Source organism: Mesorhizobium sp. P2_D5 (genome assembly GCF_056404355.1).
In genome coordinates this window covers 181,043-199,980 of record NZ_JBFUEE010000006.1, presented here as the reverse complement: position 1 = coordinate 199,980, position 18,938 = coordinate 181,043, and the positions used below count along the sequence as shown (strand labels likewise).

The following is an 18,938-nucleotide window of genomic DNA, read 5'->3' as shown; positions in this document are numbered from 1 at the left end:
AACGAGCGCGTGGCTCTCGAAAACCCATCAATCCGGCAACCGCGCATTAACCCCGGCGGCAAGGTGTTGGCGCGTGCCTTGTTCGCGCCAAGTTTTCAGGGGAACGGTCTGGCCACCCAAGCCGTTATTCCAAGCAATTTGCGAAAGGACCCTCCCATGATCAAGAAACTCGCCTGCGCCGCGGCCCTCGCCACGACGGTGTTCGCCGCCGCCCCTGCCAGCGCCGGCAAGCTGCAGCTCGGAACGCTCGACTGCACCATTGATGGCGGCACCTCTTACATCGTCGCTTCCAACAAGGGCGTGTCCTGTGTCTTCCGCCCCTACCACCACGGACCGTCGGAGATTTACACCGGCGTCATCTCCAAGATCGGCGTCGATGTCGGCCAGACGCATCAGGGCCAGCTCGTCTGGGCCGTGCTGGCGGCAACGCGCGAACGTGATGCGGGCGATCTCGCCGGCAGCTATTATGGTGTCAATGCCGAGGCCAGCGTGGTGACAGGCGGTGGCGCCAACCTGCTGGTCGGTGGCTTCAACAGCGCCTTCATGCTGGAGCCGCTCAGCGTGCAAGCACAGACCGGCGTCAACCTCGCCGTGGCCGTGACCTCGCTGGAGCTGATCCACTCGCTCAAGTGATTGCGTGGAGCCCTGCGCTCCACGACCCCTCTATTTACGGCGCGGAACCAGATAGGATGGTTCCGCGCCGTTTGATTCTTGGAGCGACACCCGGAAAAGAGTGAAACGGTTTTCCCGGGAAAAGCGCGTAGCGCTTTCTCTAGAGAATTGCGTCAAACAAAGAGAAAGAGCGGTTCCGAACCGCTGGGGGACCGGATGCCAAAGACAGCCATCGTAGCTGCCATATTCGCCACCACGCTTGCCGGAGCGGCGCATGCACAGGACAAGGGCATCGAACTCGGCGTGCTGGATTGCGCCATCGGCGGCGGCACCGGCTTCATCTTCGGCTCGAGCAAGGATTTGAGCTGCACCTTCAACCCCGCCGACAAGACCTTTGCACCGGAAGCCTATTTCGGCGCCGTCAACAAATACGGCCTCGACATCGGCACCACGAAGCAGACGGTGATGCAGTGGATCGTGCTGACACCGCTGAAGAACATCTACGCGCCGGGCGCGCTGGCGGGCGACTATATCGGCGCTAGCGCCGAGGTGACGGCCGCCGTCGGCGCCGGCGCCAATCTGCTGGTCGGCGGCTCCTCGCAGGCCTTCACCCTGCAGCCACTCAGCCTGCAGACGCAGACCGGCATCAACCTCGCCATCGGCGTCAGCCAGTTCCAGTTGCGCAGCACCGAGAATTGATCGCCCGGTCGCCTGCCGAAAAAATCTCGAAAATTTCGCTTGAGCTCAACCCCGGTTGAGGTCCTACAAGCCTGCCCCGACTGGAGCGACGCCCTCGACGCGGCGCGCGATGCGCGCTCTCGCCTGTGCATGGTCCTGCCGGAAACCCAGACTGGCTTCTGGCGCCATACGCTGGCATCGAGATATGGAAGGCAGGGGTGGAAATGACCGGAATCAGCACAAACAGGGTCGACTGGCGCGCTTTGTGGGCAAGCGGCGACCTGGCGCGTTTCTGCTTCATCAGCCTCGGCATCCTGCTGCACGCCACCAACGAGACGATGGTGGCGACGGTGATGCCGGCCATGGTCGGCGAACTGGCCGGCGTCCAGCTCGTCGGCTGGTCTTTGGCCATCTATGAACTCGGCGCCATCGTCGCCGGCGCCGCGGCGGGACGGCTGGTGAGCTATGTGGCGCTGCGCACCAACATGGTGGTTGCCGCCCTCCTCTATGCCACCGGGGCGCTGATCTGCGCCATCTCGCCTTCCATGCAATTGTTCCTTGCCGGCCGCCTGATCGAGGGGCTTGGCGGCGGCGCGTTGGTGTCGTTGGCCTTCGTCTCGGTCGAACGGCTGTTCTCGCGCGCCATCTGGCCGCAGCTTTTCGGCATCATGTCGGCGATCTGGGGCGTCGCCGCCTTCAGCGGCCCGCTTCTCGGCGCGATCATGACCGAGCTTTTGTCATGGCGCTGGGCCTTTGGCATCTTCACCTTCGGCGGCACTGCGATGGCGCTGGCGAGCCTGATTGTCCTCAACACGCCCGAGGCCACCAGGCCGCAGGCGACCGCGGGCAAGGCGCCGCCCTTCCCATTCGCAGCGCTTGGCTGCCTTACCGTCGCCGTGGTGCTGATCGCCTCGGCAGGCGTCGACATCGCCCTGCTGCGCTCGTCGGTGCTGATGGCCCTCGGCCTCATCGGCCTGGTGCTGTTCTTCTACATCGACGCGCTGAAGCCGCGCTCCCGGCTTTTTCCGGCGCGGCTGTTCTCTTGGCGCACACCGGTCGGCGCCGGCATGACCATGGTCGCCGCCTTTTCGGTAGCGACCTGTTCCTTCGGCGTCTACGGGCCGCTGATCCTGACCAGCCTGCACAACATCCCGCTGCTCACCACCGGCTACATCATCGCCGCCGAATCGATCGCCTGGTCGATCCTGTCGATCCTCGTCGCCAATGCGCCACCGCACCGAGAGCGGTTGATCATCGTTGGCGGCGCGCTGATGATCGCGGCAGGCATCGCCGGCTTTGCCTATACGATACCGCTGGGCTCCATTCCGCTGATCCTGCTTTGCGCCCTGCTGCAGGGTGGCGGCTTCGGCATCGCCTGGCCGTTCCTGACGCGCGTCATCGTTGCCTCCGCCCCGGAGGACGAGCAGACCATCGCCTCGGCTGCGGTGCCGACCATGCAGCGCATCGGCTATGCCGTGGGCGCAGCACTTGCCGGGATCGTTGCCAATGCCAGCGGCTTTTCAGAAGGACTGAATCATGACGCGGCCGCGAATGTCGCGTCCTGGCTGTTTCTTGCCTTCGTGCCGCTCGGCATTGTGGGCTGCCTCGCGGCCTTGCGGACATCCTCGACGGCAAACCGCCTGCAGGAGGCCGTTGGTTAAAGCAGTTCCAGGAAGAGTGTGAAACGCTTTTCCCGGGAAAAGCGCATTGGCGCTTTCCCTCAGGAATTGCGTTAAACAGCGAGATAGAGCGTTACGTCGAACGGCCTCTATTCGACCTCTCGCAGTCGATAGCCGACACCGGTCTCGGTGGTGATATAGCGCGGCTGGTCGGGGGTCTTCTCGATCTTCTGCCTGAGCTGCCGCACATAGACCCTGAGATACTGCACGTCGGTCGAATCGCCCCAGACCTGTTTCAAAAGGAAATGATGGGTCAGCACCTTGCCGGCGTGCTGCACCAGGATGCGCAGGATCTCGTATTCCTTCGGCGACAGCTTGACGTCCTTGCCTTCGACCTTGACGATGCGTTTGACCAGATCGACGGACAGGTCGCCGGTCTGGAACACCGGCTTTTCACCTTGCTGCTGGAACTTGTGGCGCAGCGCCACGCGGATGCGGGCAACCAGCTCATTCATCCCGAACGGCTTGGTGACATAGTCGTCGGCGCCAAGTTCCAGAGCCTGGACGATGCCGGCCTCGTCGGTGCGGCTGGACAGGATGACCACCGGAATGTCGAGGCCGTCGTCGCGCCATTTGCGCAACAGCTCGTGGCCACCCATGCCGGGCAGGCCGAGATCGAGCAGGACGAGATCCGGCTTCTCCGCATCCATCAGTTCGATCGCTGCCTTGGCGTTCGGCGCCTCGCTGATCGCGTAGCCCTGGCTGCCGAGCCCGACACGAAGCAGCTTGCGGATCGGCGGCTCGTCGTCGACAACCAATATCCTGACGTTCGAGTTTGTCATGCCAAGTCACCCACTTCGTTGTCGTCCGTATTGGCGGCATCGAGATCGGGCTGGTTCGCCGGCTTCGGCATCTTGATGGTGAAGACCGCGCCCGAACGGTCGGTTCGGTTTGCCGCCGTGATCGTGCCCCCCATCGCCTCGATGAAGCCGCGGCAGATCGACAGGCCGAGCCCGGTGCCGGCGCGGACCTGGTCGCCCTTGCGCACCCGGTAGAACGTATCGAAAATCCGTTCCAGGTCGCCGGGAGGGATGCCCGGCCCTTCGTCCATGACCTGCAGGATAACAGAACCATTGTCGGTCCAGCCCTGTATCCGGATCGTCGAGCCGGGCGGCGCATATTTCGCCGCATTGTCGAGGAGATTGAACAGTGCCTGCTCGAACAGCACGGGGTCGACTTTCAACATCGGCAAATCGCTGGGTATATCGATCTCGGTCTTGTGCTCAGCGATGATTTTCCTGGCTCTCTGCAGAGCGGACCCGACGATGTCTCCGACATAGTGGAAAGCATAGTTCGGCTCCATCGCGCCGGACTCGATCTTGGTCATGTCGAGCAGATTGGCGATGAAGCGGTTCAACCGCTCGGATTCGTCGAGCACGGTCGTCAAGAGCTCCACCCGGTCCTGTTCGGGAAGTGCCGGTGCGAACTCCCTCAGCGTGCCGGCCGCGCCCATGATGGCGGCGAGCGGCGTCTTCAAATCATGCGAGATGGACGTGAGAAGTGCCGAGCGCAGCCTGTCCGCCTCGGCCGCGAGCTTGGCGCGGTCGACGTCGGCGACGAGCTGGATGCGCTCGATGGCGACCGCCGCCTGGTCGGCCAGCGCATCGAGCAGGCGCTGCTGCTCGGGCGTCAGCAACGGACCCTGCTTGTCGTTGTCGAGGCCGACGACGCCGATGGCCGTGCGCCCAGTGCGCAAGGGAAGATAGAGGCGCTTGGCGCCCGGAAGCGTATCGGCGCCGCGTCCCGCGGCACGGTTATGCTCCCAGGCCCAGCGGGCGGCCGCGATGTCGGCCTCGGCCAGCGTGTCGTCGGGCGGATAGCCGGCCTTGACGGTGATCGTTCCGTCTTCGGGCAGCAACAACACAACCCGCAGCTTCAGCATCGAGGCGATTTGGAAGGCGGTGGCCCAGAGAACGTCGTCGAGCGTGCCGGCGCCGGCGAGCTTCTTTGAAAAGAGGTAGATGTCCTCGGTGGCCCGCGCCCGCGAACGGGCGGCGATCGCCTGGCGCTGCACGCGCACCGTCAGATTGCTGGCAATGACAGCGACAACCAGGAAGACGCCGAGCGCAACGATGCTCTCCGGATCCCGGATCGTCAGTGTGTAGCGCGGCTCCAGGAAAAAATAGTTGAACGCAAGCGCGCTGGCGAGACAGGCATAGAGAGCCGGCCACAATCCGCCGGTCACCGCCGATGCCAGCACCCCGACGAGAAAGATGATGGCGAGGTTACGAACGTCCAGGAATTGGTCGAGAAGGACGGCGAAGGCGAGCGAGCCCATGACATAGGCCGTGGCCTTGAGATAGGGCCATATCTGGAACTGCCACTGTTCGTCCGCCGCCCTGACGTTCCTCGACGTCGCCTCGGTGTTGCGTTCGTTTCCAGAAATGACATGGACGCTGATGTCACCGGCATTGCGGATGAGATCGTAGGTGAGCGAGCCTTCGATCAATTCGCGCCAGCGCGACCGGGTCGGCCTGCCGACCACGATATGGGTGAAATTGTTCGCCGTCGCATAACGCACGATGTCCTGCGCCAAATTCTGACCCGGAATGGTCGTCACCTCGGCACCAAGCTGTTGGGCGAGGCGCAGGTTCGTGGCGAGTCGGTCCTTGTCCTCCTCCGGCATGCTGGCCGAGCGAGGGCTGTCGACATGCAGCGCCGTCCACGGCGCGCGAAGCCGGTCGGCCAGCCTGCGTGCATAGCGGACGCGGGCCGAGCCTCCCTGGCGCGCGTCGAGACAGACGAGGACCCTTTCGCCTGCAGCCCACGGCCCGGGAATGGCATGCGCCTGCATATGGATCAGCAACTGGTCGTCGACGCGCTGGGCGGTGCGGCGCAGCGCCAATTCCCTCAGCGCCGTCAGGTTGCCGGGCGAGAAATAGTTCTCGATGGCGCGCTGGGCAGTGTTGGGGAAATAGACCTTGCCTTCCTCGAGCCGCTTGATCAGGTCGTCGGGGGTGAGATCGATGATCTCGACATCGTCGGCCTGGTCGATGATGGAATCGGGAACCGTCTCGCGGACCCTGACCTTGGTGATCTGGGCGACGACATCGTTCAGGCTTTCGACGTGCTGGATATTGAGCGTCGTGTAGACGTCGATGCCTCGCGTCAGGATTTCCTGGACGTCGAGGTAGCGCTTGGGGTGGCGGCTGCCAGGCGCGTTGGTGTGGGCGAGTTCGTCGACGAGAACCAGCGCCGGACGCCGGGCGAGGATGGCGTCGATATCCATCTCGTCGAGGACGCGCCCCTTGTAGTCGACCTTGCGGCGGGGAATGACCTCATAGCCCTCGACCAGGGCCAGTGTTTCCTTGCGACCATGCGTCTCGACGACGCCGATCACCACGTCCACGCCGTCGGCCAGCCTGGCGCGGCCCGACATCAGCATCTCGTAGGTCTTGCCGACGCCGGGTGCCGCACCCAGGAATATTCTCAGGCGGCCGCGTTCCTCCCGCTCGGCATGATCGAGCAGCGCGTCGGGAGAAGGTCTGGTTTCGTTGCGGCTGTCGTCCGGCATCAGCATCGATCATGGATGGCGCCGGGGGTAGTGTCGATCCCCGGCACCCACCATTCACTATTTCGCGGCGTCCAGCGCAAGGTTGAGACCGAGCACGTTGACCACCGGTTCTCCCATAAAGCCGAGTTCCCTGCCCTCGACCTGGCTGTCGACAAGCGCCTTGACCTTGGCCTCATCGACGCCCCTGGCCTTGGCCACCCGGGCCACCTGGAAGTAGGCCGCTTCCGGGCTGATGTGCGGATCGAGGCCGCTGCCGGACGTCGTCACCAGGTCCATCGGTACGGGCTGATTCGGATTCTCCGCTTTCAGCTTTTCGGCATCGCCCTTGATGCGGTCGATCAGCTTGGGGTTGGTCGGGCCGAGGTTGCTGCCGCTGGAGGCAGCGGCGTTGTAGCCGTCGCCTGCTGCCGAAGGGCGGCCATGGAAGTACTTGTCGCTGGCAAAGGCCTGGCCGATCAGTTCGGAGCCGACGACCTTGCCGTCTTTTTCGATCAGGCTGCCATTGGCCTGGCGCGGGAACAGCGCCTGGGCGATGCCGGTCATGCCAATCGGATAGATGAGGCCGGTCAGCACCGTGAAGAAGACGATCATGATGATCGCGGGTCTTATCTGGGTGAGCATGGACGTATTCCTTAAGCGAGGCCGAGGGCGGTGACGATCATGTCGATCGCCTTGATGCCGACGAAGGGGACGATGATGCCGCCGAGGCCGTAGACAAGCAGGTTGCGGCTGAGCAGCGCGCCGGCGCCGATGGCACGATATTTGACACCTTTCAGCGACAGCGGGATCAGCGCGATGATGATCAGCGCGTTGAAGATGATGGCCGACAGGATAGCGCTTTGCGGCGTCGCCAGATGCATGATGTTGAGCGCCTGCAGCGGGCCGGTCGTTTGCCCCGGCGCGACGTAGAACACGGCGAACATCGCCGGGATGATGGCGAAGTACTTGGCGACGTCGTTGGCGATCGAGAAGGTGGTCAGCGAACCGCGCGTCATCAGCAGCGCCTTGCCGATCTCGACGATCTCGATCAGCTTGGTCGGATCGCTGTCGAGGTCGACCATGTTGCCGGCCTCGCGCGCGGCGACCGTGCCGGTGTTCATGGCGACGCCGACATCGGCCTGGGCAAGGGCCGGCGCGTCGTTGGTGCCGTCGCCGCACATGGCGACAAGCTTGCCCTTGGCCTGCTCGTCGCGGATCAGCTTCAGCTTGTCCTCGGGCGTCGCCTGGGCGAGGAAGTCGTCGACGCCGGCTTCCGCGGCGATCGCCGCGGCCGTCATCGGGTTGTCGCCGGTGATCATCACCGTACGGATGCCCATCTTGCGCAGTTCGGCGAAGCGCTCCCGGATGCCGCCCTTGACGATGTCCTTGAGATGGACGACGCCCAGCAAGCGCCCGTCACGCTCGACCGCCAGCGGCGTGCCGCCCGACTTCGCGATCTCGTCGGCGATCGCCTGGAGGTCCCTGACGGTATCGCTGCCGGGCCGTGTGGCGTGGGCTGCGACCGTCGACTGGCTGACATGGGCGAGCACGGAATCGACCGCGCCCTTGCGCACCGAGGAGCCGTCGATATCGACGCCGCTCATCCGGGTCTGCGCGGTGAAGGGCACGAAGGTGGCGTGCAGCGTTGCCATGTCGCGGGCGCGGATGGCGTATTTCTCCTTGGCCAGCACGACGATCGAACGGCCTTCCGGCGTTTCATCGGCAAGCGAAGCGAGCTGGGCGGCGTCGGCCAGTTCCTGCTCGGTGACGCCCTTGACCGGGCGAAACTCGGTCGCCTGGCGGTTGCCGAGCGTGATGGTGCCGGTCTTGTCGAGCAGCAGCGTGTCGACGTCGCCGGCCGCCTCGACGGCGCGTCCGGACATCGCCAGCACGTTGAAGCGCACCAGGCGGTCCATACCAGCGATGCCGATGGCAGACAGCAATGCGCCGATAGTGGTCGGGATCAGGGTGACGAACAGCGCGACCAGCACGGTTACCGAGATGTAGCCACCCGAATAGGAAGCGAAGCTCGGGATCGTCGCCGTCGCCAGCACGAAGATCAGCGTCATGCCGACGAGCAGGATGTTGAGCGCGATCTCGTTCGGCGTCTTCTGGCGTTCCGCGCCTTCGACCAGCGAGATCATGCGGTCGAGGAAGGTATGGCCCGATGCCGCGGTGATGCGCACGCGGATCCAGTCGGACAGCACCTGTGTGCCGCCGGTGACCGCCGAACGGTCGCCGCCGGATTCGCGGATGACTGGCGCGGATTCGCCTGTTATCGCCGCTTCGTTGACGGAAGCGACGCCTTCGATCACTTCGCCGTCCGACGGGATGATGTCGCCGGCCTCGACCAGCACGGCATCGCCAACCTTGAGGCTGGTGCCGGGCACGAGTTTGTATTTCGTGCGATCTTCGCCGGTCAAAAGCTTGGCCTGGGTTTCGGTGCGGGCCTTGCGCAGCGAATCCGCCTGGGCCTTGCCGCGGCCTTCGGCGACAGCTTCGGCGAAATTGGCGAACAGCACGGTGAACCACAGCCAGATGATGATCTGCAGCGTGAAGCTGAAATCGCCACCGCCGGTGATCAGATCCCTGACGAACAGCACGGTCGTAAGCGCCGAAACGACGGCGACGACGAACATCACCGGATTTCTGATGAGGGTGCGCGGGTTCAATTTCTTGAAGGCCCCGCCGATAGCGGGCAAGAGGATGCTAGCATCCATGATGCTCGCGGATTTTGAGTGGCTCATTTTGGAGCTCCGGCTTCGCTGTTGTTGGATGGCACCGATCGATCGGATGCCGAAAAGGGCGGCCCATAGACCAGCAGCCAGATCACGATCATGACCGCCGCAATGCCCAGGAACGTGGATACGCTCGGGAAGGGAGGGGGAGTTGCCTCCCCCTCATTATCGGCCTTGGGCCGAGCCTTGCGACGCGTGGTGTTGAACCAGGACATGACTTCTATCCAAGACGGGGCGGCATCAGAATGTCTGCCCATGGATCATTGCCAGGTGTTCGACGATCGGCCCGATCGCCAGTGCCGGGAAGAAGGTCAGGCCGACGACGATCAGGATGACGCCAACCAGCAGGCCGACGAACAGCGGGCCATCGGTCGGGAACGTGCCCGCCGAGGCCGGGACCGTCTTCTTGGCCACCAGCGAGCCGGCAATGGCCAGCGCCGGAATGATGACCAGGAAACGTCCCATCAGCATGGTGATGCCGAGCGTGATGTTGTACCAGGGCGTGTTGCCGCTGAGGCCGCCAAAGGCCGAGCCGTTGTTCGCTGCCGCCGAGGTATAGGCGTAGAGTATCTCGGAGAAGCCATGCGGCCCGCCATTGGCGATGGATGCCACAGCGCTCGGCAGGACCACGGCGATGGCCGTGAAGACCAGCATCGCCAGCGGCAGGCAGAGGATGGCCAGCATCGCCATCTTGACTTCCTTGGCTTCGATCTTCTTGCCGAGATATTCGGGCGTGCGGCCAACCATCAGTCCGGCAACGAAGACGGCGACGACGATGAACATCAGGATGCCGTAGAAGCCGGCACCGACGCCGCCGACGATGACTTCGCCGAGCTGCATGTTGATCATCGGGATGAAGCCGCCGAGTGCCGTGAAGCTGTCGTGCATGGCATTGACCGCGCCGCAGGATGCGGCGGTGGTGACGACTGCAAACAGGGCCGACATGGCGATGCCGAAGCGCGTCTCCTTGCCTTCCATGTTGCCGCCGTCGATGCCAAGCGCGTGCACCAGCGGATTGCCGCCAGCTTCCGCCCAGTAGCAGACGGCGACACCGGCGATGAACAGGACGCCCATCGTGGCCAGGATCGCCCAGCCCTGGCGCTGGTTGCCGACCATGCGGCCGAAGACGTTGGTCAGGGCAGCACCGAGTGCGAAGATCGTCACCATCTGGATCAGATTGGAGATCGCGTCGGGATTTTCAAACGGGTGCGCGGCATTGGCGTTGAAAAAGCCACCGCCATTGGTGCCGAGCATCTTGATGGCCACCTGCGAGGCGACCGGACCGACCGCGATCGTCTGCTGCGCGCCTTCAAGCGTGGTGGCGTTGACGTACGGGCCGAGCGTCTGCGGCATGCCGAGATAGACGTAGACAAGGGTCAGGACGATGCAGAGCGGCAACAGCACATAGAGGGTGCAGCGGGTCATATCGACCCAGAAATTGCCGATGGACTTGGCCGAAGCACGGGCGAAACCACGGATCAGCGCGACCGCGATGGCGATGCCGACCGCCGCCGACAGGAAGTTCTGCACGGTGAGGCCAGCCATCTGCACGAGGTAGGACATCGTGCTCTCGCCACCATAGTTCTGCCAGTTGGTGTTGCTCACGAAGCTGACGGCGGTGTTGAAGGCAAGGTTGGGTTCGACAGCGGTCATGCCCGCGGGATTGTAAGGCAGGACGCCTTGCAGCCGCTGCAGAACGTAAAGCACCAGGAAGCTGGCAACGCTGAAGAGCATGATGCCTGCCGCATAGGCGGTCCAGTGTTGCTCCTCGCGTTCACTGGTGCCGGCGATGCGATAGAGCCCGCGTTCAATCGGGCCTAGAACCGGCGAAAGAAATGTCCGGTCGCCGTTGAAGACGCGGTACATGTAGCCGCCGAGCGGCTTCACCAGCAAAACGACGATCCCGCAGTAGACGAGGATCTGTAGCCATCCGTTGAGTGTCATGATTGTAGCTTTCCGGACCTTGCGTCTATTGCCGTCAGAAGCGTTCTGGACGAACGAGGGCGTATGTCAGGTAGACGAGCAGGAACAGCGTCACGCTGCCACCGAGAATATAGTCGACGAGCATTTCGCGATCCTCGCGTTAGAGAATGTCACAGGCTTTGATGTAGGCGAAGGACAGGGCAAAAAACAAAATCCCGATCCCGAGAACGACGATGTCCATTGTGCTTGTTCCTTGCTTCCGATCTTCTACTTTCGACCGTAGCGCCTGCCACAGGCAGGTCGGCGATTGCGTAAACAGGTCGGCGATTGCGTAAAAAGCGGCCCGCCATACTTCAGGTGTGACGGCGCCAACTTTTGCTCAAGGCGGAATATGGACCCGATCGCCATAAAGGTTCGAGACGGGGCGGGAAGGAAAGAAATAGGAATTTTATAAAGGTTTTTCGCCCGACTCATGGCCGGCCCCGGGCCAACAAATTTGGGTCGCTGGGGACGTCATTGCCGGAACGAGCGGAACAAAACTTCCAATGCGAGATTGTCGACCTGAGGGCTCACCACAGGAGACGACCATGGCAAAGCAGAAAATGCTCGACGATCTGTTTCACGACACCCTGAAGGACATCTATTTCGCCGAGAAGAAGATCCTGGCGACGCTGCCGAAAATGGCCAAGGCCGCGCAAAGCGCCGACCTGAGAGCGGCCTTCGAAAAGCATCGCACCGAGACCGAGGGCCATGTCGCAAGGCTGGAGAAGGTCTTCGGCGTCATCGGCAAGAAGGCGGTCGGCAAGACGTGTGCGGCCATCATGGGCATCACCGAGGAAGGCGCCGAGATCATGGAGGAATACAAGGAATCTCCGGCGCTCGACGCCGGCCTTCTCGCGGCAGCGCAAGCGGTCGAACACTACGAGATTTCGCGCTATGGCACGCTTAGGACCTGGGCCGGCGAACTCGGCCTGAATGATGCGGTGACGCTTCTCGAAGCCACGCTGAAGGAGGAGAAGGCCACCGACGAAGCCCTGACGCAGATCGCGGTATCGGCTGTGAACGTTGCAGCCGAAGCGGCGTAACCCAAAACTCATGATCGGTGAGCCGCGCCAGGAACGAGCTAGCGCGGTTCCCGCATCATGCTGAGATAGGTCGGGTCGAACTCGGCTATTTCCTGCAGCCGGTGCCAGTCGAGAATGGTCACCGTGTGGTTCGCCCAGTTGACGACGCCGACCTTGCGCAAGGCGCCGATAACGCGGTTCATATGCACAACCGAGAGGCCAAGCACGTCGGCCAGTTCGGCCTGTGAAAGCGGCAGATGAAAGCTCATGCCGTTGGTGCGTTGCACCACCTGCAAGCGCACGAAAAGTTCACAGACGAGATGGGCCAGATGCGAGGTCTTGGAGCGGCGTCCCATCGCCACGATCCACTCGCGGTGAATGGCGCCATCAACCAGCGTGTCCAGCCACAACAGCCGGGTCAGATGCGGTGCCTCCTCGGTGATGGCACGCAGCCGGCTGTGATCGGCGAACATGACATGACAAGGCGACAGGGCAACGATGCCGTGATCCATAGTCTTCAGCAGGAAAGCGTGGAGATCGACGAAGTCGCCAGGCACCTGCAATGAGGTGAACTGTCGGCCGCCATTCTCCAGCACCTTGTAGCGTGCCGCCAGGCCGTCGAGGATCAAAGTCGAGTAAGTCGGCCGCGATCCCGAGGCGACAATGTCCTGTCCGGTCGCAAAATGCCTTTCGAAGGTCATGGCACCGGCCAGCAACGCTTTCTCGCCGTCGGAGAGCGCGTCGTGTTGGCCAAGGTTCAGATAAAGGGATTCAAGCACCGCTATCTCCAGCGAAGGGGCTCAGAGCCGATCGCCAATTCGTTTGGCGCAAGCATGGGGCGGCTGCGGAAGCACTAGGTCTTCGGACGGGGCCAGGCATTAACATTTGTTAGAGTGCACTTATTCACCGGCAAACGCCACCTCAGGTGGAACAACAGTTCGGTCCGTGAATTGTCGGTTGAATCTCTCGCGCACGTCATCACCAGGAGGTCCAGCGCATCATGCCCAGATACTACCTCGACCTCTACAATGGTGATGGTCTGACGGTCGACGATGACGGGCAGGTGTTCGAAACGCGCGAACGCCTGCGGCGAGAGGCGATTCGCATACTGCCCGACATCGTCCGCGACGAGATGATCGAGAACGATCGCACGGTCATCACCGTGAAAGTGCGGGACGAGAGCGGGCGCCATGTCTTCGAAGCATCGCTGGTCGTCTCGTCGGGGTGGTGTGACTGAGAGCCTCGGCCCAAGGCTCGGACCGAAAGATTCCACTGGTCATCATTTGTAATCGTCACCGCCGCCGCACCGCTGCACCATGCGGAGACTGATTGAGGTGACAACGGTTCCGAAACCGACGTCCCAGCAGCGGAAGGACCGACATATGAATCGCGCGAAAGTCGATACGGAGCGCGACGAACGCGCCAAGCATGAGTCGCTGATCGTGACCGCCGCCGAGCGAGCGGCGCGAGAGGAAAAGACGGCCAGGCTGAGAGCTCTGCGCCTTGCCGCGCAGTCGGCGGACGAGCCGGCGTCGGCAGGCCCCAAGCCGCCACGGCGACGCGCACGTTCGACGCAATAATTGTCGCTCAACATACACAGCCCGCATCTGTGATTTCCTATAGCTCGTAAAAAAGCGAAAGCCCGGCTGGGTCGAGCCGGGCTTCCTGCGATGGCTGGTGTAGACTAGCCACCAGGATGGGAGGTCGCGTCAGGCGGCGTAACCGCCATAACCACGGGCAACTGCGTGCACACCCGCGGTCGGCTCGAGATCCGGCCACAGGATGCCGGAAGCCTGGGCAAATTCGACCAGCGCACGGCGCGCCTGCTCGATGGTCACATAACCCGGAACCGCGAGATCACATGCCTTCATCGCGTTGCGATAAAGCGGGCCGCGGCGGGAAGTCGTCCAATTGGTCAGGAAATCGTGCATTTCGGCCAGCGAGGCAATCTCGCGCTTGAAGCCAAGGCCGACGGTCAGTGCGACCGGTGAATGAAACAGCTTGTCGTGCATGAAACGGGCTCCTGATTTATCGCAGCGCCAGGAGAGATATCCGGGCTGGTCCACGAACGGGACGCGGTGAAACGCGCCGCGTGGCAGGAGGTTCCAGACCGTGCGCTTTTATATGAAGGCGGCGGTCATCCTTGGATCGCGATGCCCGCACAAGCGCTATGAGCGATCGGCGGATTGTCGTGTGAGGCTGGTCGGCATCCGCCAGGACCTTGCTTCACTCGCGACTGGAGCCTCGCGTGTCTCACGCTGCTTCGACAGGCGAAGAACTGCCGCAAGCCTGTTTCCCAGCGAGACGCCGGGCTTTTCAACAAAAAGGTGCGCGACCAGCGCCATGAGGAGCAGAAGCACCATCGCCATCACGATCACAAGCCAATACTGGGTGGCGTTGTCCAGGGCGAAGGTCCGCACGGGCGCGATGGAAAATATCGCGACGAAGGCAAGCCCCTGCAAGAGAAAGATGCCATAGCTGATCTCGCCCAGTCGCACTGAACGGTTGGCAGTCAGAAGGCCAAAGAAATCGGCGCCCGAGACGATCAGGAAGAAGGCACCGGTGCACAGCAGCATCGGTCCCGGCGCGTAAGCAACCCTATAGGTGGCAAAAACATACACCAGCAGCGCCAGGGCGATGGCGGACAGGACGTGCCGGTGCACCTTCACCAGCAGCGCGTTTGCTTCAAGCGTCGCGCACAACATGCCCCCTGCGAAAAGTCCCAGATAGCTGTAGGCGCCGCTGCCTCCACTCATTGACATGACAATGGAAAAAGCCAGCAGAACGGCCGGCAATCCTATGCGGGTAACCGGGTGCCGGCTGAATATGGCTGCGATCGGCAGGCTGAAATAGAACAGCCATTCATAGGGCAAGGTCCAGGTTACGCAGGCCAAGACGCAGACGCGGGCACTCGAAAGCGGGATATAGCCAAAGACACCAAACAGCAGATTGAAAAATGCCCGCTCGTAGGTTGCGAAGGTCGAATAATCGATCCGGCCGTCAACGACCTCCAAGGCCATCGCCACGCCGACGGCCAAAATGTAGAGCGGCCCGATCCTGAAAGCCCGCTTGAGCAACAGGGTCGGAAAATCCACGGAGGCCTTTGCCGATAGCAGTTTCCCCCAAAACAGATAGGCGGAGATGATGAAGAAGAAGGACACCCCCATTTGTCCCAACAGGCCGTAGAAAGCGGAGGGCGGATACTTCCATGTGCCGGTCGTCAGGAATTCATGGTAGATGACGGCGTGGTGGAGTGCGACGGCAAGCGCCAGATAGCCACGCATTCCGTCGATCGCCCGGACCCTGGCCGCGGTCGCTTCGAAGCCGACACGCTGAAACAGCGGCAAGCCTGCTAGCGGCCAAAGCAGCGCGACGACCACAAAGGCGGGCCAGAGATCATAAAGTCCAATCACGATTGCTCCGAGCCGATGCGCACAGCCTGCTGAGTCCCTGTTGGACTATGCAACCTTGCCCAGCGCCGGCACAAGCGTTCGCCACGATCCGCGTGATGCTTCCCGCTGCGGCTAGCCGGACAATCGCTGACCTGCCTGACCGAAGCCATCGAGCGCAACGACAACCGGGATCGGGGATTCTGGAGGCGTTGGCCGATTGCGCTTGACGTGTGGCCCTATCGCCGCACGAGCGCGTTTGCTTCAGCCAATGTGGCCAGCACTTGCTCGACTTTCTGCGCCGAGGCGTCCGTGCGCTCGATGTGCCGCATCACCTGCTGCGTCAGCATCGCAAGCCTTGCGGCGCGATATACGTCGCCGTTTCTCGCGGTTTCAAGGTTGAAGGTCGCGATCATCATGGCAACAATCCCAAAATCATGGAGCACTACGATGCCGGTGGATCGATCTTCGTCAGGCGCTCTCGGGCCTCGATCACACGCCGCTGAGCGGCCCGTATTCTGCCGCAGAGCGCGAGATTGATCCCGACTCCGCAGTCTTCATCCAGCATTTCCTTGGCGCGCCTGAGGGCGGACTCCGCCCGCTTGACGCGCTGTCTGGCCTTGGCCAGTTCCAAGATCATGAGATCGGCCATTGCGCCGCGTCCACTGTGCTCCGGGGTGTACATCATGAAGTGCTAACTCATGACGGAGCAGATCGTTCCCCCGTTGAGGCCTGGCACCGAGATCACGAATAGAGTCTTGGTTACCACGAACCCTGCAACGGAGATCTCTTCCCCCATGACAGTGAGACCACGATGGCGGGCTTTTCTATTGCCCTGCGCTCAGGACGAGCGTGCGCACTCTTGCCTTGGTTCGTTTCAGGCAATGTTCCGGAATATCTGGCCACGTCGCCTCAGCGCATTCTTTCCCTGTGACTGCAACAGTTTCGCCAGGCTGCACGTTCGCGGCTTGGGTAGCGGTGGTTGAGGTGAAGAGCACTGTCTGAGTTATGAGCGCCGCAACGGCGGCGACCTGGATCAGGACGGTAGCTAGGGCGATTTTCTTGAGCACGCGAGGAAACGCTCCACCCCGCTCCTGGTTCCTCCGGCTTGTGATTTTCGTTCAGATTGGCCCACTCCCTTACGGTGTGGACTTTTCTGCTTGAGCAGGCCAGCCAAGCAGGGAAAGAAGCAGGGAGACCTAAGCTAGTCAGAAATCACCAGCGATTTCAACGCGTCGTCGAATGATGGTGGCGGGCCACGAACGATGAAAATGGGCACTATGTCTAGGCTAAAGCGCTCTAGAATGACCGGAAATCGTTTCTCGTCGAACACCTTATAGCGAATCCTAGGGTCGGGCTCTCTCATAACTCCGATCAAGCCGATTCCCACCCGACCTGCCTTTCGCATGGCGTCCTTCGAAAAGCCCGCGTTGCTGCATATCAAGGTGACATCCGCGGCAAGATCGCGACGCTTTGAATCGGCAGCATCGATCAGGATCTGCCTCGTCACGCCGTCCACGGTGCCTGTGATCAGTACGTCGACCTCTCTAAGGCCATCCGGCCCTTTTACCCACTCGCCGACCTTCACCTCGGCGGAAGGATCGAACTGCTTCGCCACGTCGGCAACGACTTGTTCATAGGCCCTTCCGAGCTTGGCCATGCGGAGGTTTCCTCGGTTGTCCGTGCCCGAAAATGGCTCACCAATGCATGGCGCTTGCCTCGTCAGGGCGCTGCTGCAGTTTCAGGTTTGCAAGGCGGTTGGCCTTTGAAGTCACGAGCAAGGCACCCATACTTGTCGAACGTCTGCCCGGTTTCCCTCGCGGCTTTGGCCATACCGCAGGCCGAAATGGCCAGGCAGGAGAGCAGAGCAATCGCGGTTCTCATAACGAGCATCGATTCATGTCTGCGCCTCATTTTCCGACCTTTTACGATGCCCGAATTGCCAGAGGTTGACCGTGATCGGCGCCGGGGTCAACCGTCCCGAAGACGCACGCGATTGAGCATCGTTGCACATTTCGGCACTTGCCATCCCTTCGTTGCAGCGACCCTTCAAACGGAGTTCGCCAATGGCTAGATCGAAACCGGCCAAGCATTATCGCAGGCTGAAATCGAGCGCTTTCTCGTGGCAGCGGAAGCGCTGCATTGGAGCATCGTGAAGCCGTTCATATCGCCACACTGCGAGCACTACCGCGCTACGCGTGTCTTGCATGAGGGGCTGTTGAAGGCCGTTCGGGAAGTGACGGGAAGGAAGTCGAGTTTATCCCATGGAATGTGATGGGTCCGGTGCGATGCCCCCGGCTGAGTAGCGCGCGGGCTGGGACTTCAGTCTTAGTCCCGCCAATAGGCTTAATTGCGAAGTTTCTAATATGCCCATAGTTTTGGCAGCGCGGGGAACGCAACCCCTTCCCGCAGTGACCGGTGCGGCTTTCGCATCCCCAAGATAGCCCCAAGGCCGCACCGGCCATCGTATCAAGAACGGGTCGCACGGACGGTCGGGCTTGTTTGCCGAATCGTGGAAGGCAGTCCCAAGTGCTCTCAACTGTTTTACGGGAAAAGCTGGTGTGCGAATGCGGTCGCACCGGTTATCTGAAACTACGAGAAGACCATCAGCCCCTCAGCGGGACCTGGGAATCCTACAGCCTGGAGGGGTTCAATGGCGGCAGCCTGACGATCACCAGTTGCGGAAATATTCCCGGCGACAAGCTGGCCTATTTCCGTCCTTTGTGTCCTCAATGCAGCCAGTGGGGCAAGGTGAAGTATGCCAGCCGGACCTGAGCCCGAAAGGACCACTTACATCGTTGGCGTGTTTGAGAAGCCGCATTGGCGGACAGTGCTGACCACCAAGGACAAGGCCGAAGCAGAGGCGCTAGAACAGGCGATGGCCCAGGACGACGTTAAGGCGCGGATCGAGGAAATCACGCCGAAGCCGAAGCGGGCGGTAGGCTTTGAGTGATGGTGAGAAGTCTAGCCAGCACCGCCACCGTGATTGCAACGATAGCTGCCGCTATCGTGCTGACATTTATGGCAGCTAAAAGATTTGAACTACGGCGCCCAAATCCGATCGAGGCTCATATCGAGAGGAATATCTGAGGGATGCGGGATGACCTGCTACAATCCCGTATGGCCGTCCGAATAGTGGTTATCCTGGCGCTTCTGTCCGCCTTCGCCTACGGATTCGCAAAACTTGTGGAACGCTATGGCGGCGTTGGCGATAGGCCCTCTCCGTGTGAGCAATCGTCTGATTGCCCCGACCCGAACGCGCCGCCTCCTGAACTTGAGCCTAAGCCTTATTAGGCCGCACCCCGGCGCCGCCGCCGGACAACCCTAGCGAAACAGCAGATAGACGCCATATGCAAGAGCTC

22 protein-coding genes and 1 pseudogene are annotated in these 18,938 nt (G+C 61.9%); 9 read left to right on the top strand and 14 right to left on the bottom strand.

Going from position 1 to position 18,938, the window contains the following annotated elements:
* Nucleotides 1-156 precede the first annotated feature (156 nt).
* The 3 genes from AC1DYW_RS24950 (at nt 157) to AC1DYW_RS24940 (ending at nt 2,951) form a co-directional block, all read left to right on the top strand.
* Complete coding sequence (locus AC1DYW_RS24950) at nt 157-633, top strand: DUF992 domain-containing protein (RefSeq protein ID WP_095084635.1); 477 nt, start codon at nt 157-159, stop codon at nt 631-633.
* Between the two features lie 195 nt (nt 634-828).
* Nucleotides 829-1,311: a DUF992 domain-containing protein gene (locus AC1DYW_RS24945; RefSeq protein WP_477227963.1), complete on the top strand. Its 483-nt coding sequence runs from the start codon at nt 829-831 to the stop codon at nt 1,309-1,311.
* 203 nt (nt 1,312-1,514) lie between these two features.
* Nucleotides 1,515-2,951, top strand: a complete 1,437-nt coding sequence (locus AC1DYW_RS24940) for an MFS transporter (RefSeq protein ID WP_477227962.1) — start codon at nt 1,515-1,517, stop codon at nt 2,949-2,951.
* A 107-nt stretch (nt 2,952-3,058) separates the two neighbouring features.
* Here AC1DYW_RS24940 and AC1DYW_RS24935 read toward each other — a convergent pair whose 3' ends face one another.
* Genes AC1DYW_RS24935 through AC1DYW_RS24905 form a run of 7 tightly spaced genes read right to left on the bottom strand, consistent with a single transcriptional unit; the run spans nt 3,059 to nt 11,268 of the window.
* Entirely contained in the window at nt 3,059-3,751 is a 693-nt protein-coding gene (locus tag AC1DYW_RS24935; RefSeq protein WP_457153126.1) for a response regulator transcription factor, read from the bottom strand.
* Nucleotides 3,748-6,483 carry a DUF4118 domain-containing protein gene (locus AC1DYW_RS24930; RefSeq protein WP_477227961.1) on the bottom strand — a complete coding sequence of 912 codons (2,736 nt, stop codon included), beginning with the start codon at nt 6,481-6,483 and terminating at the stop codon, nt 3,748-3,750. Before AC1DYW_RS24930 ends, AC1DYW_RS24935 begins: the two co-directional genes overlap by 4 nt.
* Before the next feature lie 57 nt (nt 6,484-6,540).
* Nucleotides 6,541-7,104: a potassium-transporting ATPase subunit KdpC gene (kdpC, locus tag AC1DYW_RS24925; protein ID WP_457154564.1), complete on the bottom strand. Its 564-nt coding sequence runs from the start codon at nt 7,102-7,104 to the stop codon at nt 6,541-6,543.
* An 11-nt stretch (nt 7,105-7,115) separates the two neighbouring features.
* On the bottom strand, nt 7,116-9,209 hold the full coding sequence (gene kdpB, locus AC1DYW_RS24920) for a potassium-transporting ATPase subunit KdpB (RefSeq protein ID WP_095084639.1): 2,094 nt from the start codon (nt 9,207-9,209) through the stop codon (nt 7,116-7,118).
* Nucleotides 9,206-9,415: a hypothetical protein gene (locus AC1DYW_RS24915; RefSeq protein ID WP_095084640.1), complete on the bottom strand. Its 210-nt coding sequence runs from the start codon at nt 9,413-9,415 to the stop codon at nt 9,206-9,208. Before AC1DYW_RS24915 ends, kdpB begins: the two co-directional genes overlap by 4 nt.
* 25 nt (nt 9,416-9,440) lie before the next feature.
* Complete coding sequence (kdpA, locus tag AC1DYW_RS24910; protein ID WP_477227960.1) at nt 9,441-11,144, bottom strand: potassium-transporting ATPase subunit KdpA; 1,704 nt, start codon at nt 11,142-11,144, stop codon at nt 9,441-9,443.
* 34 nt (nt 11,145-11,178) lie between these two features.
* A complete protein-coding gene (locus AC1DYW_RS24905) occupies nt 11,179-11,268 on the bottom strand; it encodes a K(+)-transporting ATPase subunit F (RefSeq protein WP_095084642.1) in 90 nt (29 codons plus the stop codon).
* A gap of 442 nt (nt 11,269-11,710) precedes the next feature.
* Between AC1DYW_RS24905 and AC1DYW_RS24900 the strand changes: the two genes are divergently transcribed.
* Nucleotides 11,711-12,208, top strand: coding sequence for a YciE/YciF ferroxidase family protein (locus tag AC1DYW_RS24900; RefSeq protein ID WP_477227959.1), 498 nt, complete (start codon nt 11,711-11,713; stop codon nt 12,206-12,208).
* Between the two features lie 38 nt (nt 12,209-12,246).
* On the opposite strand, the gene AC1DYW_RS24895 is transcribed toward AC1DYW_RS24900, so the two are convergent.
* A complete protein-coding gene (locus AC1DYW_RS24895; RefSeq protein ID WP_477227958.1) occupies nt 12,247-12,966 on the bottom strand; it encodes a Crp/Fnr family transcriptional regulator in 720 nt (239 codons plus the stop codon).
* Nucleotides 12,967-13,187: 221 nt separating this feature from the next.
* Between AC1DYW_RS24895 and AC1DYW_RS24890 the strand changes: the two genes are divergently transcribed.
* Nucleotides 13,188-13,424: a DUF6894 family protein gene (locus AC1DYW_RS24890; protein WP_095084645.1), complete on the top strand. Its 237-nt coding sequence runs from the start codon at nt 13,188-13,190 to the stop codon at nt 13,422-13,424.
* Nucleotides 13,425-13,569: 145 nt separating this feature from the next.
* Nucleotides 13,570-13,767: a hypothetical protein gene (locus tag AC1DYW_RS24885; RefSeq protein ID WP_477227957.1), complete on the top strand. Its 198-nt coding sequence runs from the start codon at nt 13,570-13,572 to the stop codon at nt 13,765-13,767.
* 129 nt (nt 13,768-13,896) lie between these two features.
* Here the strand turns inward: AC1DYW_RS24885 and AC1DYW_RS24880 are convergent, their stop codons facing one another.
* The 6 genes from AC1DYW_RS24880 to AC1DYW_RS24855 all read right to left on the bottom strand — a co-directional run bounded on the left by AC1DYW_RS24880 (nt 13,897) and on the right by AC1DYW_RS24855 (nt 17,236).
* On the bottom strand, nt 13,897-14,199 hold the full coding sequence (locus tag AC1DYW_RS24880; RefSeq protein ID WP_457154663.1) for a DUF982 domain-containing protein: 303 nt from the start codon (nt 14,197-14,199) through the stop codon (nt 13,897-13,899).
* Between the two features lie 156 nt (nt 14,200-14,355).
* Nucleotides 14,356-15,567: an acyltransferase family protein gene (locus AC1DYW_RS24875; protein WP_477227956.1), complete on the bottom strand. Its 1,212-nt coding sequence runs from the start codon at nt 15,565-15,567 to the stop codon at nt 14,356-14,358.
* 248 nt (nt 15,568-15,815) lie between these two features.
* Complete coding sequence (locus AC1DYW_RS24870) at nt 15,816-15,995, bottom strand: hypothetical protein (RefSeq protein ID WP_095084649.1); 180 nt, start codon at nt 15,993-15,995, stop codon at nt 15,816-15,818.
* Nucleotides 15,996-16,021: 26 nt separating this feature from the next.
* Nucleotides 16,022-16,228 carry a hypothetical protein gene (locus AC1DYW_RS24865; protein WP_457155682.1) on the bottom strand — a complete coding sequence of 69 codons (207 nt, stop codon included), beginning with the start codon at nt 16,226-16,228 and terminating at the stop codon, nt 16,022-16,024.
* Nucleotides 16,229-16,403: 175 nt separating this feature from the next.
* Nucleotides 16,404-16,646: a hypothetical protein gene (locus tag AC1DYW_RS24860; RefSeq protein WP_477227955.1), complete on the bottom strand. Its 243-nt coding sequence runs from the start codon at nt 16,644-16,646 to the stop codon at nt 16,404-16,406.
* A 134-nt stretch (nt 16,647-16,780) separates the two neighbouring features.
* Nucleotides 16,781-17,236 carry a hypothetical protein gene (locus AC1DYW_RS24855; RefSeq protein ID WP_477227954.1) on the bottom strand — a complete coding sequence of 152 codons (456 nt, stop codon included), beginning with the start codon at nt 17,234-17,236 and terminating at the stop codon, nt 16,781-16,783.
* Nucleotides 17,237-17,642: 406 nt separating this feature from the next.
* On the opposite strand from AC1DYW_RS24855, the pseudogene AC1DYW_RS24850 reads away from it, so the two are divergent.
* The 3 genes and pseudogenes from AC1DYW_RS24850 to AC1DYW_RS24840 form a co-directional block, all read left to right on the top strand.
* Nucleotides 17,643-17,871: pseudogene (locus AC1DYW_RS24850) on the top strand (hypothetical protein); the annotation flags it as partial.
* A 234-nt stretch (nt 17,872-18,105) separates the two neighbouring features.
* Nucleotides 18,106-18,351, top strand: a complete 246-nt coding sequence (locus tag AC1DYW_RS24845) for a hypothetical protein (RefSeq protein WP_457155054.1) — start codon at nt 18,106-18,108, stop codon at nt 18,349-18,351.
* Complete coding sequence (locus tag AC1DYW_RS24840; RefSeq protein ID WP_095084654.1) at nt 18,335-18,529, top strand: hypothetical protein; 195 nt, start codon at nt 18,335-18,337, stop codon at nt 18,527-18,529. Before AC1DYW_RS24845 ends, AC1DYW_RS24840 begins: the two co-directional genes overlap by 17 nt.
* The last annotated feature ends 409 nt before the right edge of the window (nt 18,530-18,938 follow it).

Bases quoted from the DNA above. Each gene is read 5' to 3' on its own strand.
- AC1DYW_RS24885 (WP_477227957.1), top strand. From the start codon at position 13,570: ATGAATCGCGCGAAAGTCGATACGGAGCGCGACGAACGCGCCAAGCAT.
- kdpC (WP_457154564.1), bottom strand. From the start codon at position 7,104: ATGCTCACCCAGATAAGACCCGCGATCATCATGATCGTCTTCTTCACG.
- kdpA (WP_477227960.1), bottom strand. From the start codon at position 11,144: ATGACACTCAACGGATGGCTACAGATCCTCGTCTACTGCGGGATCGTC.
- AC1DYW_RS24870 (WP_095084649.1), bottom strand. From the start codon at position 15,995: ATGATGATCGCGACCTTCAACCTTGAAACCGCGAGAAACGGCGACGTA.
- AC1DYW_RS24915 (WP_095084640.1), bottom strand. From the start codon at position 9,415: ATGTCCTGGTTCAACACCACGCGTCGCAAGGCTCGGCCCAAGGCCGAT.
- AC1DYW_RS24900 (WP_477227959.1), top strand. From the start codon at position 11,711: ATGGCAAAGCAGAAAATGCTCGACGATCTGTTTCACGACACCCTGAAG.
- AC1DYW_RS24935 (WP_457153126.1), bottom strand. From the start codon at position 3,751: ATGACAAACTCGAACGTCAGGATATTGGTTGTCGACGACGAGCCGCCG.
- AC1DYW_RS24950 (WP_095084635.1), top strand. From the start codon at position 157: ATGATCAAGAAACTCGCCTGCGCCGCGGCCCTCGCCACGACGGTGTTC.
- AC1DYW_RS24945 (WP_477227963.1), top strand. From the start codon at position 829: ATGCCAAAGACAGCCATCGTAGCTGCCATATTCGCCACCACGCTTGCC.
- AC1DYW_RS24865 (WP_457155682.1), bottom strand. From the start codon at position 16,228: ATGGCCGATCTCATGATCTTGGAACTGGCCAAGGCCAGACAGCGCGTC.
- AC1DYW_RS24890 (WP_095084645.1), top strand. From the start codon at position 13,188: ATGCCCAGATACTACCTCGACCTCTACAATGGTGATGGTCTGACGGTC.
- AC1DYW_RS24905 (WP_095084642.1), bottom strand. From the start codon at position 11,268: ATGCTCGTCGACTATATTCTCGGTGGCAGCGTGACGCTGTTCCTGCTC.
- AC1DYW_RS24880 (WP_457154663.1), bottom strand. From the start codon at position 14,199: ATGCACGACAAGCTGTTTCATTCACCGGTCGCACTGACCGTCGGCCTT.
- AC1DYW_RS24840 (WP_095084654.1), top strand. From the start codon at position 18,335: ATGCCAGCCGGACCTGAGCCCGAAAGGACCACTTACATCGTTGGCGTG.
- AC1DYW_RS24930 (WP_477227961.1), bottom strand. From the start codon at position 6,483: ATGCCGGACGACAGCCGCAACGAAACCAGACCTTCTCCCGACGCGCTG.
- AC1DYW_RS24940 (WP_477227962.1), top strand. From the start codon at position 1,515: ATGACCGGAATCAGCACAAACAGGGTCGACTGGCGCGCTTTGTGGGCA.
- kdpB (WP_095084639.1), bottom strand. From the start codon at position 9,209: ATGAGCCACTCAAAATCCGCGAGCATCATGGATGCTAGCATCCTCTTG.
- AC1DYW_RS24855 (WP_477227954.1), bottom strand. From the start codon at position 17,236: ATGGCCAAGCTCGGAAGGGCCTATGAACAAGTCGTTGCCGACGTGGCG.